Consider the following 16,023-nt stretch of genomic DNA (forward strand, 5'->3'; position numbering starts at 1 on the left):
TATACTTTTGTATGAATAACAACAGTCTATGCGAAAGCAGCCAAAAATTATTACAGCGTCCAACCAGAGGTGATCAAAGTGGATGTTGGGGCTATTATCTTAGCAGGTGGCCAATCTAAGAGAATGGGCACAAATAAAGCATTATTAAGGGTTGAAGGAAAATACAATATTGTGAGAATGAAAGAGGCGTTACAATTGATGTTTGAAGAAATCATCCTTGTAACTAATCAAGAGCAACAATACAAGTTTTTAGAGATCCCCATTGTTCCTGATCTTGTAGATGCAAAAGGACCTCTTGCTGGCTTGCAAGCTGGTTTACAAGCGGCCCAAAATGATAAAAATGTTGTTGTGGCTTGTGATATGCCGTTTATATCTACATCAGTTACATCATATTTACTGTCGCAAGCGAATGGTTGTGACGCAGTCGTCCCTATTATTGGTGGCAAAATCCATCCATTGTATGCAGTTTATAGCAAAAGTGCATTACCAATTATTCATTCATGCTTAAAGGAAAATCAATTAAAAGTTGTAGATGTATTATCTCGTCTTCAAGTACGATACATTAATGAGCAGGAGTTAATGAAGTTAGAAGACATTGACTTAGGAAGAGTATTTTTTAATATGAACTATCCGATGGATTATGAAAAGGTAAAACGTTGGGTAAAGGACAAAGATCCTAATAAGTAGTTCGTTTTTTTTAGGTGAACATGATAAACTACATTTAGTAGTTATCTCTAACAATATGTGCATGCATCATAAAAAGGAGATGGTATGAATGTTAACAAACATCGGAATACCTGGATTAATATTAATTCTTGTTTTAGCTTTAATAATTTTTGGACCGAAAAAATTACCTGAGATTGGTAGAGCTACTGGAGAAACATTAAAAGAATTTAAAAAATCAGCTCGTGAGCTAACGAGTGACGTAACAGATGAAGTAAAAGAAGTGAATCAAATCGTCAAAAGTGAAGAGAAAAAGTAATAATTAGGTTGATCCACCTTTCAAGGCGAATAAGTTGGGTTAACCTTCTTTTTTTGGCTATTTTCGCATAGGTTGTTACTTTCTTTCCAGGATATAAGCACGTATACATCTAGTGTTCGTGGCATCTTTTCTACTTTTACAATTATTTAGCTCTCATAAAACTTATCATACTGCCCATTTTTAGTAAAAATAGTGACCCTTTTTTTTTATTAGTCTCTTCTCAATTTGGTGATCAGAGTGTCTGCGTCTTTGTTATTTGTTTTGCGATACTTCCCCCTATAGGTCATATTCAATTTGTCATCCTAACGAAACCACATTTAGATCGAATGTTTTTCCTTACCTTGATTAGATAGCTTGTTAGCGTCAATTGGCTAACTCAAGCGTCAGGCATTCCACATGAAGGAAGTTAGTACCTTCATGTGGGATAGGGCTTTCTATGATGGTCATTTCTGCAAACCCTTTGTTGTTAACAAAACTGTATTCGACCTAAAAAGACTACTAAGTAATTAATTATAGTTCTTGATATAACGATGAAGCTTCATTAAATTCTCATCTAGCAATGCTTTTTTAGTTAAATATCAACAAAGCTTACGAAAAGGAACATTTAAAAACATTGAAATGATATGATTCTTTGTGCATCAATGCCAAAATATACCCACCTTACTCCAGTCCATCTGTACCCTGAAACTGATTTTCTTCCAATAAATGTAGGATAAAACCAAAATGATCTTCTACCTCGAAGCCAAATATACGTGTATCGATATAAACATCTAATAAGTGCTCGTGGGTCAATAGCTTGTAAGTCAGGTTGATGTTGCTGAGGTACAAAAGAAGGTGGTGGAGCAGAAGGAGCATGATGGAGAGCTTGGGTGCCATGAATTGGCGTCGATCCAGGGAAGGGTAACATACTACCTCCTGGATGAATATGGGGATGGGGACGTGGTGGTGGGAATCTAAAAAAATGCATGATAAATAATCTCCTTTCTACTAGTTAGAATTAGAACAATATATGTTTTACACTATGGATTTGTGCCTACAGTATTTGGAAAATCATTCATTAACTCAACCTCTTTTCTCCCTCTTTTTCACTTATTTTATTTCTAAAAAATCCCAAATAAAAAATATAACAGTAGATACAAAAAACTATAACAGATAAAAAAATAATAGATAACAAAAATCAGGAAATTTATTGTACTATTCTAAAAAAATAATAATTATAGATATGTGCCGGAGATAATGTGTGAAATATAGATGATGAGTAACTTTTATATTATACAAGCATACTAGATGATAATTATATTTTATAATGAGTATAGAAATTAAACTAATACAGAATATGATTAATGAATAATACAGGTTTGATGGATAGAGGTTATACTCATTTTAAGAATATGGATAAACATTTGATATATTTTTCAAACGTTCATTTTTTTGGTAAAATTAATTTCATACAATACTTAAAAAGTACAAAAGGTGAAATTATGGAAAAAAACAAATTAAAGAAAGTAATTGAGGCAGCAAAACTATATTACTTATTAGATTATAATCAAAGCGATATTGCAAAAAAACTTGGTGTATCAAGACCAACGGTGTCAAGACTTTTGCAACAAGCAAAAAACGAAGGGATCGTTCAAATTAAAATCAATGATCCTACAGAGGATGTTGAATCTTTATCTGAAGAACTTGAACAAAAGTTCAAGTTAAAAAAAGCGGTTGTAACATCTATTCCTCATTATGAAAAAAGCGTCATCCATAACAGTCTAGGAGAACAAGCTGCAATATATTTACATGAAACAGTCAAAGATGGTGATATCATAGGCCTCACATGGGGTAGAACCTTATATAATATTGCTAATAAGTTAAATCAACAAAATTTAAAAGATGTGCAAGTTGTTCAACTGAAAGGGGCAGTTGGTCACTCAGAGACAAATACTTATGCTGATGAAATTCTTCATTTATTTGGCAAAGCCTTTAACACCACACCTCATTATTTACCAGTTCCAGCAATCGTTGATCATGTGGTTGTTAAACAAGCAATGGTGGCAGACCGACACATCCACCGCATTTTGGAGCTTGGTAAAAATGCTAATATTGCTTTATTTACTGTAGGCCCCATTCGATCAGAATCTTTGTTATTCAGACTAGGCTATTTTACAGAAGAGGATTTAGACATGATTTTCTCCAATGCTGTAGGAGATATTTGCTCTAGGTTTTTTACAAAAGATGGGGAAATATGTAATGAGAGCTTGAATGCTAGAACTTTAGGTATTGAATTAGACGATTTAAGAAATAAAGAACAGTCCATTCTCGTTGCAGGGGGAGCGGATCGACTAGAAGGAATTTATGGTGCTTTAATGGGAGAATACGCCAATGTGTTAATTACAGATCAAATTACCGCTAAATCTTTGCTGGAAAAGCTATAATTAAACCTCGAATATGGTAAGTTATTCAAATGACATTTGTGCGTTATTTAGCAGAATGTGAATATGATATATCGAAGAAGGTCGATGAAATATAAAGAGTCACTCGTTTTGACATAGAAACGAGTGACTCTTTATTGTTGATTCTTATAACATTGTCAAATAATAGACATAACGTTTGTTCAATATTGTGTTTACATTTGTTCAATACCTTGTTATAGTAATATCGAAAATTAAATTTTGTTCAATTTATTTTTGGAGCATGAAGCTAATACAATACGATTCTCTTTTAGCATAAACCAGCTTTTTTAGAAATGAAAACGGTTTATGACAATAGAACAAGATTTGTTTTTATTTTGTATTCTTAAATGGTTCATGAACAAATGTTCATAAATGATTCAATGTTTAACAAGTAATTATAAATCCACTATAGGGATTAAAAAATAATTATTTAAGAATACTAAGCATCGTAAGCATCAAGAAAACTGTCTTAGGGGTGTTCTTCATGAATTTTTTATGGGGTATCATTGGTGTCCTTGTAGTATTAGGAATCGCATTTTTGTTTTCAAGTAGTAAAAAATCAATTAAGATCCAAACTGTTTTGATAGGTTTGTTAATCCAGTTTACATTTGCTTTTGTAGTACTAGAATGGGAAGCTGGAAAAAGAGGTTTGCAAACATTTTCTGAAGGCGTTCAAGCAATCATTAATTACGCTAACGAAGGTGTTAACTTCTTGTTTGGTGGATTATTTGCCGCAGAAGAAATTACATTTGTCTTTGCCTTTAACGTTTTAACAATTGTAATCTTTTTCTCTTCTTTAATATCTGTGCTTTATTATCTAGGTATTATGCAACTCGTGATAAAATTTATTGGTGGGGGGCTTTCCAAACTATTAGGAACAAGTAAAGCTGAATCATTATCAGCAGCTGCCAATATTTTCGTTGGACAAACAGAGGCTCCGCTAGTTGTTAGACCGTTTTTAGCGAAGATGACTCAATCAGAGTTATTTGCGGTAATGACAGGAGGTCTTGCTTCAGTTGCCGGATCAGTTTTAGTCGGATATTCATTATTAGGTGTTCCGCTAGAGTATTTGCTTGCTGCAAGTTTCATGGCTGCACCAGCAGGTCTGATCATAGCAAAAATTATGATGCCAGAAACTGAAAAATCTGAGACGACTGATGATATTAAAATGGAGAAAGATGTAGAATCAACTAATGTCGTCGATGCAGCAGCACGAGGAGCAAGTGTTGGTCTTCAGCTTGCGTTAAATATTGGTGCAATGTTACTTGCATTTATTGCATTAATTGCATTATTGAATGGTTTATTAGGTGGCGTAGGAAATCTATTAGGCTTTGAAGGTTTAACGATTGAAATAATTTTAGGGTATTTATTTGCACCAATCGCTTTTGCAATAGGTGTACCTTGGGCCGAAGCTGTAACTGCTGGAGGATTTATCGGTCAAAAGTTAGTGTTAAATGAATTTGTGGCATATGCTTCTTTCGCTCCACAAATTGAAGACCTAACTCCGAAAACAGTTGCTGTTATAAGTTTTGCACTTTGTGGATTCGCAAATATATCATCATTAGGAATTCTCTTAGGTGGGCTAGGAAATTTAGCGCCAAATCGTCGTGGTGATATAGCAAGAATGGGATTAAAGGCAGTGTTAGCAGGAATGCTTGCGTCATTGCTTAGTGCCGCTATCGCTGGAATGTTATTATAGATTAGAATATACAAATTTCAGAGGGTTTAGTAATTTCATAAAATGGAGGAAAATATAGTGAATAATAACTTAGCAAAAATGATCGATCATACTTTATTAAAACCTGAAACTCGTCAAGAAGAAATCGAGAAATTAGTAAATGAAGCGAAGGAATACAAATTTGCTTCAGTATGTGTAAATCCAACGTGGGTAAAGCTATCAGCTGAAATGTTAAAGGATACGCCAGAAGTAAAAGTTTGTACAGTAATTGGATTCCCTTTAGGTGCAACAACTCCTGAAGTGAAGGCATTTGAGACGAATAATGCGATTGAAAATGGAGCAACAGAAGTTGATATGGTTATCAATATTAGTGCATTAAAAAGCGGGAACGATGAACTAGTTGAAAAAGATATTAAAGCAGTTGTTGAAGCAGCAAAAGGGAAAGCATTGACAAAGGTTATTATTGAGACATGTTTATTAACTGAAGAAGAGAAAGTCCGCGCTTGTGAATTATCAGTTCGTGCAGGAGCAGATTTTGTAAAAACTTCAACAGGCTTTTCAACGGGAGGCGCAACTGTTGAGGATGTCGCACTAATGCGTAAAACGGTTGGACCTAATATCGGTGTGAAAGCATCTGGTGGCGTTCGAAACTTACAAGATGCTGACGCAATGACAGAAGCTGGTGCAACTCGTATCGGAACGAGCTCTGGCGTGAAACTAGTAAAAGGCGAAGAATCAACGACTTCATATTAAGTCTCATTTTCTTAGTGCTTATTCAAAATATTTGAAAAGAAGGGTTAACAATGAAAGAACTAGTCTTAAGTTTATTAGCTGGTATGATAATCGGCATTGTATTTAAAGCATTAAAACTTCCATTACCAGCTCCACCTGTTTTAGCAGGCGTATTAGGCGTATTCGGTGTGTATCTTGGGGGAATTGTAGCAAACTGGTTATTCGGTATGTTTTTCCAAAGCTAAATTGAGTTTAGAAAAGGGTTTATTTCTTATCTATTAGTGAGTGTTCAAAAAGAGTGCAAATGTAAAAGCAAGTCCAGCTAAGAATTGCATCTTTCAATGGCAAATACGGATTAAACAATTTTGACCATTCTGATCATGTTGCTTGACTTTTTGAACAAACTCCAAAAAAGGGTTGAAGGGATGAGTCAGATGAACAAAGAAACTCTCATTCAAGAGGCGAAAAAGGCGAGAGAGCGCGCATATGCGCCTTACTCAAAATTTAAGGTTGGCGCTGCTTTATTAACAAAGGATGATCAAGTCTATCATGGGTGTAATATAGAAAATGCTGCATACAGCATGTGTAATTGTGCAGAAAGAACAGCCCTTTTTAAGGCTTATTCTGATGGTAATAAAGAGTACAAAGCTTTAGTTGTAGTCGCTGATACTGAACGACCTGTTCCACCTTGTGGTGCTTGTCGACAAGTAATATCAGAATTGTGTAACCCAGATATGGAAGTTGTATTAACCAACCTAAATGGTGATGTTCAAGAAACCACTGTACAGGATTTATTGCCAGGTGGATTCTCACCAAAAGATTTAGAAAAACAATAATATGTCGCAAAACTAATAGGCAGGCCTAACAATAATAGGTCTGCTTTTTGTATGGAAACGGTTAGTTAATAATTTGAAGAATACTTCTATACGTCTGCTTTCGGCATAGATTGTTGTTTTTCGTACATTTCGTTCTGTTTTTTCTGCTTTTAGAATTATTTAAGTCTGATAAAACTCATTGTATTGTCCATTTTTTATAAAAATTGCAACAAAGTTTACGAAAAGAACCTTGATGAATACTTAATTTTCCATCGGTAAAAATGGTTAAAAACTTTTCTCCATGTTTTGAAACTAATTGCCTTAACGATACGTATAAAATATAACAGGAATAAACTTGTTTACAAAATGTAACAATGCTAATATAAGGGGAAAATAACCTTAATATTCGAATTTTTTATGTGCAATGTTACATTTTGAACTCTATAGTTAGGAGAAGAGTGAACATGAAAAAATTGATCCTTCATACTATAAGAATAGCTATTTCATTTAGTATAAGTGTTGTTGGTGCGGTTGTACTTTTCTTTGTGACTGGTTTTATATGGTGGGCAGCTATTTTAGGTGGGGGTGCCACTTACTTTCTCGTTTCGGCAATATTTCGTAGAAAATTTCTACCGTCCAATCAGGACGTTGTAAAAGAAGAAAGGGCATATGTTAAGAAAAATATTCGTGAGATAAAACCTAAAGTTAAAGAAATTGGGAGCTATCGATACAAAGTTCGCTCTATTAGAGTATATCAAACAGTAAATAAGGTTCATAAAATTCTTAAGCAAATTTTAGAGATAGCTGAAAGAGAACCACAGCGATATAGAAACGTTCAATCTGTTTTTACAACGTATGTGGACTCAACATTACTTATTGTAAAAAAATATTCTGAGTTAGCTTCACAACCAGTCAAAAACAAGGAATTGTATATATCGATGAGAGAAGTGGAGGAAACACTTGAAGAATTAGCAGCATCCATAGAAAAAGAACTCCTACAAATCCTTTCAGATGACATTACAGACCTTGATATAGAATGTAAATTAGTAAAGCAGTCACTTCAGGAAACTGGTTATTCATTTGAAGAGCGTACGAAAGAACAGACTGCTTCAGCAAAAAACAACATTATTAGATGAACGATATTGCTAGGCTCTATTCGCTATAGTAAAAGAAAGGGGAAAAAAGAATGAATGAAAAAGAATTAAACCTTCAAATGAATCGTTTAGATACAGCTAATATTGATACACTACTAGAAAACCCATTTGGTGACCCACAGCGTTCATTAATGAACGAACAAAGTACTGAAACAGTAGAACCAACAAAGCTTATTTTAACTTTGAAGCCCGAACATCAAGTAAAGGCCAAATCATTAGCTGAGCAAATAGACCCTACTAATCAACAAGCAATTGTTCAATATGGTGTAGCGGCTCAGGCAGAGTTATCTAAGTTTTCTCATGATATGTTAAATCATGTGCAAACGAAAGATGCAGGTCCAGTGGGAGAAGTAATAACAGAATTAATGAGTAGAATTAAAGAGGTAAATCCAGAAGACTTCGAAGTACAAAAACGTGGTTTCTTCTCTCGCGTATTTGGTTCTTTTGCTCAATCGGTTAATAATATACTGTCAAAGTATCAGAAGATTGGACTTGAAATTGATAAAATAGGCGACAAGCTTGAAAAAAACCGACAAATGCTATTTCGAGATATTATGATGCTTGATACTTTATACGAGAAAAATAAGGAGTATTTTGAAGCATTAAACATTTACATTGCCGCAGCTGAAGTCAAGCTAGAAGACCTTCGAACGAATACAATCCCCATCTTGCAACAAAAAGCACAATCTTCTGGTAATCAAATGGAGATTCAAGAAATAAATGACCTTATGCAATTTGTTGATCGATTAGAAAAGCGAACTCATGATTTAAAGCTCAGCAGGCAAATTACAATTCAAACTGCTCCACAAATTCGAATGATTCAAAATATGAATCAGACATTAGTTGAACGTATTCAGTCTTCAATACTTACTGCAATTCCATTATGGAAAAATCAAATTGTTATAGCTATTACTCTTTTCCGACAAAAGAAAGCTGTTGAGGCGCAAAAGCAAGTAACAAAAACAACGAACGAGTTACTATTAAAAAACTCTGATATGCTTAAAGCAAACACAATTGATGTTGCGAAGGAAAATGAAAAGGGAGTAGTAGATATTGAAACACTAAAGCAAACACAAACGAATTTATTAACAACATTAGAAGAAACGTTAAAAATTCAGCAAGAAGGCAGAATGAAGCGCCAGCAAATTGAAAAGGATATTACAACAATGGAACAGGATTTAAAAAACAAGTTATTATCGATGAAAAACGCATAATTTGCTTGAAAGATGCTATTTATAACCTTTGTTGCTTTAGATGCAATATTTGAACAGGCAATGTATAAATGAACACTATAAAGGGTCAGCCCACAATAAGGTACAAGCTAGTCGTTGTACTTTATCGTGGGCTGGTTTGTTCTGACCTACTTTTGTTTAATTTTTACCATATGTCCAATTGTGATAGCCGTACAAAATCGCCCTAGACGTTCTAGTGTTTATAAAGCAAAAAGTGATGAAAACAGCCTTTGGTAATCTTTTGAAATGTTGCCTTCATTGTTAATTTACTTATTAAGGTATTAAAAACGTTCACAATTAACGTTCCTGGTATCTTATATAAATAGATATAATTACCATTTTGATGTTCTAATTTAGTTGAAATTAAAACAAGTTTTACAAAAAGAGTCTTTATTTAAGAACTTGTAAAATAAGCTGTAATTTGAATAGGTGAGGGGTAATATATATAAGTAAATAGGACGAGTAAAGGGACTGAATAACAATGAAAAAGGGGATAAGAATAACGCTGTTTGTTATTGTTTTATTCGGTTGTATAGGCGGATATTATTATATTAAACTTAAGCCGGTAAATCATTTTGCTGAACATAAAATACCGCAAATCGCAATACCCGAAAAGGTAGACGAATTAAAAGTGCAAGACAGTCTTCAAAGTAAGGAAGAAGGAGAGAAACAAGAAGAAAATGCTGATATTACAAAAGGTAGGAAGGCCATTCACTTACAAAAAAAGAATTTAGATAAGAAATACAAACAAATTGATAGCTTTAATTTGTTACTTCTAGGCCTTGACGCACGTAAACAAGAAGCTTCACGTACAGATGTAATTATGCTTGCAAATATCCATCCCGAACAAGAAAAGATAACTGTTTTATCTATTCCACGCGATACATTAGTTCAAGTAGAAGGTGTAGGTGCCACTAAGATTAATCACGCTCATTTACTTGGAGAGCTTAAAGGCGGAAATGGATCTGGGACGGAAGCTACAATACAAACGGTAAGTAATTTATGTAAGTGCACAATTAATTATTATGTGAAAACAAATTTTGAAGGCTTTATAGATGTTGTGGATGCCGTGGGTGGTATTGAAATAGAGCTAAAGGAACCTATAACATTGACAGATAAAAATATTACGCTTGATAATAAAAATATTCTTTATCTTGATGGGGATCTAGCTTTGTCACTTGTTAGAGAACGTAAATCATTGTCTGAAGGAGATTTTGGGCGCCAGCAACATCAAGCACTCGTACTAAAATCATTAGTCAAGACAGCCCTCCAGCCAAAGAATATTCCAAAGGTACCTACCATTTATCGAAACGTTAAACAAGCAATAATTGATACAAACGTATCTGAAAGTGATATCTTTAGTATGGCTATGCTGTTTAAAGGGATTACAACCGAAGATATCTCCTATTTTCAATTACCAGGAAATGAAGGGTATGCGATGGATCCTTTAGTTAATTCGCGATTGTATTATTGGATACCTGATGTGAATGAGATGAATGAACTGTTGAAACATTTCAATAAAGAATAATATATTAGTAGTGATGCTATGAAAGTTGATAGGTGGTTTTGAATGACAATACTTAATAATGACTGGTCACAATTATTAGAGGAAGAATTTAACAAGACGTATTATAAAAAGCTACGTCAAACTTTGAAACACGAATATAATACTGAAACGATTTACCCTGATATGTATAGTATATTTAATGCTTTACATCATACACCATATCATAAAGTGAAAGTTGTCATTATTGGACAAGACCCTTATCATGGTCCAAATCAGGCACATGGCTTAAGCTTTTCGGTTCAACCTGGTATTCCTGTTCCACCCTCGTTAAAAAATATATATAAAGAATTACAAAATGACATCGGTTGCACTATACCGAACCATGGATATTTATTAAAGTGGACAGAAGAAGGGGTATTGTTGTTAAATACAACATTAACTGTGAGGAAAGGACAGCCCAGCTCCCATCGAGGGCTTGGGTGGGAATTGTTCACAGACAAAATAATTGAAGTATTAAATGAACGTGAAAAGCCGGTAATTTTTATTCTTTGGGGTAGACATGCTCAAGAAAAACAAAAACTAGTTTCAAATAGTCATCACTTTATCATTGAGTCACCTCATCCGAGTCCTTTTTCTGCTAATCGTGGTTTTTTCGGCAGTAACCCCTTTTCGAAAGCAAATAGTTATTTACGGCAAATTGATAGCGAAGAAATTGATTGGCAAATCGATTCACTAAATACATAGATAAAGGCTGTTTACGCATTGATCGTTGTTTTTCGTATTAAGGGGAAAAACACGCATATATCTAACGTTAGCGGCATTTTTGTTTACTATAAAAATTATGTGGCTTGGATAAAATGTATCTAATTGTAAAAGGTTTAGCATAAATAAATGGAGTTTACGAAAATACCCTAGGTATACTATTAAAGGTATATTTGCTGAACCGTGAAGATGATAGTGATACAATAAAAACACAATATAATTAATGGGGAGCATAAAGGGTGAAATAATATGAGTGACCAAAGAGTAAATTGTTTTAATTGTACCCATTTTTACACAACGTGGGATCCAAAATTCCCAAGAGGCTGCAAAGCTTTTAATTTTAAAACAGACATTATTCCATCCTTACGTGTATTCCAATCCTCAGGGAAGTCGTGCATGAAATTTCAGGAGAAGAGAAAAAGAGGGTCTTGATAGAAGGAGGGGCGTGGTGAAAGTATCCAAACATATCGTTATTTCTTTAATAGGAATGACGATAATTATTATCGTTGGAGGACTTGGGTTTGCCTTTCTTGAAGGGATTAGTTTTTTTGATGCTTTGTGGATGACAGCAATTACCGTACTGACGGTAGGTTACGGTGATATTATTCCTCAAACAATAGGCGGGCGCATATTTGGCTTGCTCATTATTCCTATTGGAGTTGGACTAGTAGGGTATACACTAGCAGCAATGTCGGCTGCAATTATTGAAGGAAAGTTATCACAAAGTGTATGGAGGCGTCGTATGCATCAACAAATTGACAATCTATCAAATCATATGATTATTTGCGGAATAGGTCGTGTAGGTGAACAAGTGCTGCAGAGATTTATACAAGAAGGGGTTCAAGTTGTTGTTATTGAACGTGATAAAGAAAGAGTGGAACAAATAGAAGAGAATTTTCTATACATAGTAGGTGACGCAACTGAGGATCGGGTTTTATATAATGCAGGAATAGAACGAGCAAAAGGGTTAGTAGCAACGTTACCTGATGATGCTTCAAATGTATTTGTGTCATTAACTGCAAAAGGATTAAACCCAGAGATTCAAATTGTGGCTAGAGCAGAGAAAGTTGAATCTGAAGAAAAGCTTCGCATTGCTGGAGCAAGCAAAGTTATTAATCCTTCCTCACTAGGGGGGAGGAGGATGGCAATGTCAGTTGTAAAACCTATTAGTGTTGACTACATAGATACGATTCTACAATTAGGTAAAGACGAATATGGGGTTGAAGAAATTATGATCCAACCTAGATCAAAAGTTGTCAATAGCTCTTTACGAGATAATAATATTCGCAGTGTGTACGGTGTAACGATTGTAGCGATAAAAAGAAAACATGAGCTAATTAGTAACCCTCACCCAGATGAACGATTAAAAGAAGGTGACTTAACAATAGTGTTTGGTGCAAAGGATCAATTAGTGAAATTTGAAGAAGCTACAAAATCTAGTATATAATAATCATTTATCCTATACTTTGGAACTTTCTTAAAGGCTGTTTACGCATTAATTGTTGCTTTCTGTACTAAGAGCCAAACACGTACATGATTAGTGTTCGTGGCATCTTTTCTTATGTACAACAATGACGAACCAAGTAAAACCACTTTTTATTGGTACTAATTGAATCACAATAGCAACAAAGTTTACGAAAAGAGCCTTCTTAAAAAATATGAACTCAGGAGGTGGGGAGTTTGAAGGTACCAGTTCAAATGATACTTGATAAAATTGGTGAAGAGCTGTCAAAAGCAAACCAGTCAAATGATGAAGGCAGACTTCGCGAACATATTGCTAGTATCCACTCTTTGTGTGATGTCGTATTATCATCTAATTCTGTAGAGGACAATCGTAAAAAAACGATTCCAGAAATACAACAAATGTCAATTAAACAACATAATAAAGTAAATGTAGATGAAGCAAATGGAGATTCATTACTAGATTTTTAAAATTGGGGGACTAACAAAGATGAAAATATTGCTAATGATTGGAGCAATTAATGGTTTTTTAGCGGTAGCACTAGGAGCATTTGGTGCACACGGTTTAGAGGGCAAAATTCCAGCAAAGTATATAGAGACATGGAAAACTGGCGTCACTTATCAAATGTTTCATACTACGGCAATCATGATTATCGCTTTGATTGCAGGTAAATTTCCAAATACACCTTCACTTACGTGGGCTGGTTGGTTTATGTTAATTGGAATTATTTTATTTTCCGGAAGTCTTTATGTTCTAAGTGTTACTCAAGTAAAAGTGTTAGGAGCAATTACACCATTAGGTGGTGTGGCGTTCTTAATTGGATGGGTACTTCTCGGGTATGCAGTCATGAAACATATGTAAAAAAGGGGGTGTCTAAGTCGAATTTCGACAAATAGACTCCCCTTTTCTATTGGTAAAGCTCTTTTCATAAGGCTGTTTTCGCATTGATTCTTGCCTTTCGTTCTAAGGTGTAAGCACGTATATATCTAGCGTTCGTGGCATCTTTTCTTCTGTACAAAGATGAATAACATATTTATGGTACTAATTTGATAAAAATAGCAACAAAGTTTACGAAAAAGAGCCTTTCATAAACTTTATTGCTTTTTTTCACTGCCTAGGATTACATACCTTATGGATATTTATCCTAAATGCTATCGTAGCGAAGCCACCAGAGTCCTTCAAGGGCACTTCACCATTCCATCCGAAGGCAAAATGCGCCTTCATCTGAAATGGATCGAATGCTTGTTAGGAGAAGTCATGGTTAATGACATTTCACCTGGCCCACAAGAAGAGGGCTGCTTCTAGGTGAAATTGTAGTTAGTTTAGTTTTTTTATCACCTAGGAGAGTAGCTTACAATTCTATCTGGGTAATATTCTATTTCTTCATCAAAGGTAATATAATCTAGATACACCATCAATAATACATAGCGCTTTTCCGACTCAGAATCGCTAAGTATGATATGGTCACGCCCAGCAGCCTCAATCATTCCTTTAAATATTTGTGTTCTTCCTTCTCGACCATTTTCAAAGGTCATATAAACAGTTGCTACCTTCCCTTTATTTAATCGTAGTATATTTTCAATATAAGATTCTTCAAGTGGTAACATATCTGGTACTTGTGGACCTGTTGTTGGGGCAGAAGTTGGTTGTGGTACTTGTTGTTGCTGTCCATATTGGTACGGGTATCTATATGGGTATGATGTCTGGGATTGATAAACTCCATAGTTCCCCTGATTATAATTATTTGTCATCAAATTCCTCCTCTACATCAAAATAGGTTTAATACACTTTAGGACATTCCGACTGAGTCGGTGCAAAAAAACAATGGGATTTGAAACGTCCGGTATTCCATTGATTAAACCATTGTGCTGGGCAATCGCCTTCAGGCCTGAAAAACCATAATGTATTTGTTGCAGGGTGAAATCTTTCTCCATTTATGAGTCTTCTAGCTAGCTGTTTGTCAGATTCTCTTGCACGCTGATAAAAGTATCCTTTTATGGTTGCTTCAAATCCACCCGGGCGCTGAAAGACCATTTTTTGTATTGATGTAATGTCTCTAAAATCTAAACAACTGGCTCTAACTCGGTTCACACTAGTATTACCGGCCATTAACATACCGAGTTTGCCATCTCCCTCTGCCTCTGCACGAATTAAGCGTGCAAGTAAATCTACATCTTTTTCTGTATAAGGAATTACCGCCATCTTCTCACCTCACTTACAAATAGGTATCCACCTACAATTTCGTACAATATTACTCTATTTAAGTAAGTGAAAATGGTTCCTTATTTTTGAAAAATGATGATTTCTATTTAATAGATATGAGTTGAGCATTTTAGATATGCATTAAATTCAAGTAAAAAGAAAATGACCCATATATGTATATGAGCCACTTTCCTTTTGTTTGAATGAGTATAGATATTTACACGTGTAGTAGTTGATTTAATTTTTCTTCATTCAAAAGGTTACCGACAAAAAACGTTCCAAATTCACCATAACGAGCACTTACCTCATCAAAACGCATTTCGTACACTAACTTCTTAAATTGTAAAACATCATCTGCAAAAAGTGTTACACCCCATTCGTAATCATCGAAGCCGACTGAACCTGAAATTACTTGTTTAACTTTTCCTGCATATTTCCTACCTATCATGCCATGTGAACGCATTAATGCTCGACGTTCCTCCATCGGGAGCATATACCAATTGTCATCACCTTGACGACGCTTATCCATAGGATAGAAGCAAATATGATTTGCTTTAGGTAAGGTAGGGTATAGCCTTTTTAGGATTTCAGGGTTTTGATACGGGTCTTCATCAGCTGGTAAGTAGTTACTTAACTCAACCACTGACACATACGAATATGTAGGAATGGTATACTCAGCAAGTTTAGTTTTATTAAATGCATTTTCTATTTCATTAATTTCTTCCATTGTAGGTCTTAAAATCATGAGCATAAAATCTGCTTTTTGCCCAACAATTGAATAGAATGCATGGCTACCCTGTTGGTTTTCTTCAACAAGACCCCATTTTTCAAGTAAACCAACAAACTCGTGAATTGCGGTTTGACGCTCATCACTTGTTAGTCGTTTCCAAGAAGACCAGTCAATTGCACGTAAATCATGTAGACAATACCAGCCATCTAACGTTTTAGCTGCTTCACTCATATTGATACCCATCTCCTTCATTATGTATGATATGACAATTATAGTTTACTCTAATTAGATCATGATATAAAATATATAGCATTTCTAATATACCA

The 16,023-nt window shown here is 34.7% G+C and carries 18 protein-coding genes; 14 read left to right on the plus strand and 4 right to left on the minus strand.

Translation table 11 applies throughout. The features are described from left to right. The first annotated feature begins 78 nt into the window (after positions 1-78). A complete protein-coding gene (gene mobA, locus V1503_RS10920) occupies positions 79-687 on the plus strand; it encodes a molybdenum cofactor guanylyltransferase (protein ID WP_352223491.1) in 609 nt (202 codons plus the stop codon). Between the two features lie 88 nt (positions 688-775). Next, positions 776-982, plus strand: coding sequence for a twin-arginine translocase TatA/TatE family subunit (gene tatA / locus V1503_RS10925; RefSeq protein WP_214482906.1), 207 nt, complete (start codon positions 776-778; stop codon positions 980-982). Positions 983-1,586: 604 nt separating this feature from the next. On the opposite strand, the gene V1503_RS10930 is transcribed toward tatA, so the two are convergent. Then, the gene (locus V1503_RS10930) at positions 1,587-1,949 is read right to left on the minus strand and encodes a hypothetical protein (RefSeq protein WP_214480936.1); all 363 of its coding nucleotides are present in this window, start codon (positions 1,947-1,949) and stop codon (positions 1,587-1,589) included. Between the two features lie 514 nt (positions 1,950-2,463). Here V1503_RS10930 and deoR point away from each other — a divergent pair. From deoR to V1503_RS10990, 12 genes are all read left to right on the plus strand, one after another. Further along, the gene (gene deoR, locus V1503_RS10935; protein ID WP_214480935.1) at positions 2,464-3,405 is read left to right on the plus strand and encodes a DNA-binding transcriptional repressor DeoR; all 942 of its coding nucleotides are present in this window, start codon (positions 2,464-2,466) and stop codon (positions 3,403-3,405) included. 502 nt (positions 3,406-3,907) lie between these two features. Further along, positions 3,908-5,122, plus strand: coding sequence for a NupC/NupG family nucleoside CNT transporter (locus V1503_RS10940; RefSeq protein WP_214480934.1), 1,215 nt, complete (start codon positions 3,908-3,910; stop codon positions 5,120-5,122). Between the two features lie 42 nt (positions 5,123-5,164). Next, positions 5,165-5,854 carry a deoxyribose-phosphate aldolase gene (gene deoC / locus V1503_RS10945; protein WP_214480933.1) on the plus strand — a complete coding sequence of 230 codons (690 nt, stop codon included), beginning with the start codon at positions 5,165-5,167 and terminating at the stop codon, positions 5,852-5,854. 50 nt (positions 5,855-5,904) lie between these two features. After that, the gene (locus tag V1503_RS10950; protein WP_214480932.1) at positions 5,905-6,078 is read left to right on the plus strand and encodes a XapX domain-containing protein; all 174 of its coding nucleotides are present in this window, start codon (positions 5,905-5,907) and stop codon (positions 6,076-6,078) included. A gap of 135 nt (positions 6,079-6,213) precedes the next feature. Then, positions 6,214-6,669: a cytidine deaminase gene (locus tag V1503_RS10955; RefSeq protein ID WP_483297242.1), complete on the plus strand. Its 456-nt coding sequence runs from the start codon at positions 6,214-6,216 to the stop codon at positions 6,667-6,669. A 443-nt stretch (positions 6,670-7,112) separates the two neighbouring features. Next, positions 7,113-7,784 (plus strand): 5-bromo-4-chloroindolyl phosphate hydrolysis family protein, encoded by a 672-nt coding sequence (locus V1503_RS10960; RefSeq protein WP_410626866.1) that lies wholly within the window; start codon positions 7,113-7,115, stop codon positions 7,782-7,784. Between the two features lie 50 nt (positions 7,785-7,834). After that, complete coding sequence (locus tag V1503_RS10965; protein ID WP_410626868.1) at positions 7,835-9,016, plus strand: toxic anion resistance protein; 1,182 nt, start codon at positions 7,835-7,837, stop codon at positions 9,014-9,016. A 499-nt stretch (positions 9,017-9,515) separates the two neighbouring features. Beyond that, positions 9,516-10,562, plus strand: a complete 1,047-nt coding sequence (locus V1503_RS10970) for an LCP family protein (protein ID WP_410626870.1) — start codon at positions 9,516-9,518, stop codon at positions 10,560-10,562. Between the two features lie 42 nt (positions 10,563-10,604). Continuing rightward, a complete protein-coding gene (locus V1503_RS10975; protein ID WP_410626872.1) occupies positions 10,605-11,285 on the plus strand; it encodes a uracil-DNA glycosylase in 681 nt (226 codons plus the stop codon). 466 nt (positions 11,286-11,751) lie between these two features. Then, positions 11,752-12,750: a potassium channel family protein gene (locus tag V1503_RS10980; RefSeq protein WP_410626874.1), complete on the plus strand. Its 999-nt coding sequence runs from the start codon at positions 11,752-11,754 to the stop codon at positions 12,748-12,750. A 233-nt stretch (positions 12,751-12,983) separates the two neighbouring features. After that, positions 12,984-13,235 (plus strand): YwdI family protein, encoded by a 252-nt coding sequence (locus V1503_RS10985; RefSeq protein ID WP_410626876.1) that lies wholly within the window; start codon positions 12,984-12,986, stop codon positions 13,233-13,235. A gap of 19 nt (positions 13,236-13,254) precedes the next feature. Continuing rightward, positions 13,255-13,626, plus strand: coding sequence for a DUF423 domain-containing protein (locus V1503_RS10990; protein WP_214480924.1), 372 nt, complete (start codon positions 13,255-13,257; stop codon positions 13,624-13,626). Between the two features lie 473 nt (positions 13,627-14,099). Here the strand turns inward: V1503_RS10990 and gerQ are convergent, their stop codons facing one another. The 3 genes from gerQ to hemQ all read right to left on the minus strand — a co-directional run bounded on the left by gerQ (position 14,100) and on the right by hemQ (position 15,928). Beyond that, a complete protein-coding gene (gene gerQ, locus V1503_RS10995) occupies positions 14,100-14,516 on the minus strand; it encodes a spore coat protein GerQ (RefSeq protein WP_214480923.1) in 417 nt (138 codons plus the stop codon). A 28-nt stretch (positions 14,517-14,544) separates the two neighbouring features. Continuing rightward, positions 14,545-14,967 carry a cell wall hydrolase gene (locus V1503_RS11000; RefSeq protein WP_214480922.1) on the minus strand — a complete coding sequence of 141 codons (423 nt, stop codon included), beginning with the start codon at positions 14,965-14,967 and terminating at the stop codon, positions 14,545-14,547. Positions 14,968-15,184: 217 nt separating this feature from the next. Further along, positions 15,185-15,928, minus strand: a complete 744-nt coding sequence (hemQ, locus tag V1503_RS11005) for a hydrogen peroxide-dependent heme synthase (RefSeq protein ID WP_410626880.1) — start codon at positions 15,926-15,928, stop codon at positions 15,185-15,187. Positions 15,929-16,023: the final 95 nt, after the last annotated feature.

It is taken from the genome of Nanhaiella sioensis, assembly GCF_046557775.1.
Classification (GTDB): Bacteria; Bacillota; Bacilli; order Bacillales; family SM2101; genus Nanhaiella; species Nanhaiella sioensis.

Coding starts and splice junctions, on each gene's coding strand:
- tatA (WP_214482906.1), top strand. CDS start 776: ATGTTAACAAACATCGGAATACCTGGATTAATATTAATTCTTGTTTTA.
- V1503_RS10930 (WP_214480936.1), bottom strand. CDS start 1,949: ATGCATTTTTTTAGATTCCCACCACCACGTCCCCATCCCCATATTCAT.
- deoR (WP_214480935.1), top strand. CDS start 2,464: ATGGAAAAAAACAAATTAAAGAAAGTAATTGAGGCAGCAAAACTATAT.
- V1503_RS10940 (WP_214480934.1), top strand. CDS start 3,908: ATGAATTTTTTATGGGGTATCATTGGTGTCCTTGTAGTATTAGGAATC.
- deoC (WP_214480933.1), top strand. CDS start 5,165: ATGGAGGAAAATATAGTGAATAATAACTTAGCAAAAATGATCGATCAT.
- V1503_RS10950 (WP_214480932.1), top strand. CDS start 5,905: ATGAAAGAACTAGTCTTAAGTTTATTAGCTGGTATGATAATCGGCATT.
- V1503_RS10955 (WP_483297242.1), top strand. CDS start 6,214: ATGTTGCTTGACTTTTTGAACAAACTCCAAAAAAGGGTTGAAGGGATG.
- V1503_RS10960 (WP_410626866.1), top strand. CDS start 7,113: ATGAAAAAATTGATCCTTCATACTATAAGAATAGCTATTTCATTTAGT.
- V1503_RS10965 (WP_410626868.1), top strand. CDS start 7,835: ATGAATGAAAAAGAATTAAACCTTCAAATGAATCGTTTAGATACAGCT.
- V1503_RS10970 (WP_410626870.1), top strand. CDS start 9,516: ATGAAAAAGGGGATAAGAATAACGCTGTTTGTTATTGTTTTATTCGGT.
- V1503_RS10975 (WP_410626872.1), top strand. CDS start 10,605: ATGACAATACTTAATAATGACTGGTCACAATTATTAGAGGAAGAATTT.
- V1503_RS10990 (WP_214480924.1), top strand. CDS start 13,255: ATGAAAATATTGCTAATGATTGGAGCAATTAATGGTTTTTTAGCGGTA.
- gerQ (WP_214480923.1), bottom strand. CDS start 14,516: ATGACAAATAATTATAATCAGGGGAACTATGGAGTTTATCAATCCCAG.
- V1503_RS11000 (WP_214480922.1), bottom strand. CDS start 14,967: ATGGCGGTAATTCCTTATACAGAAAAAGATGTAGATTTACTTGCACGC.
- hemQ (WP_410626880.1), bottom strand. CDS start 15,928: ATGAGTGAAGCAGCTAAAACGTTAGATGGCTGGTATTGTCTACATGAT.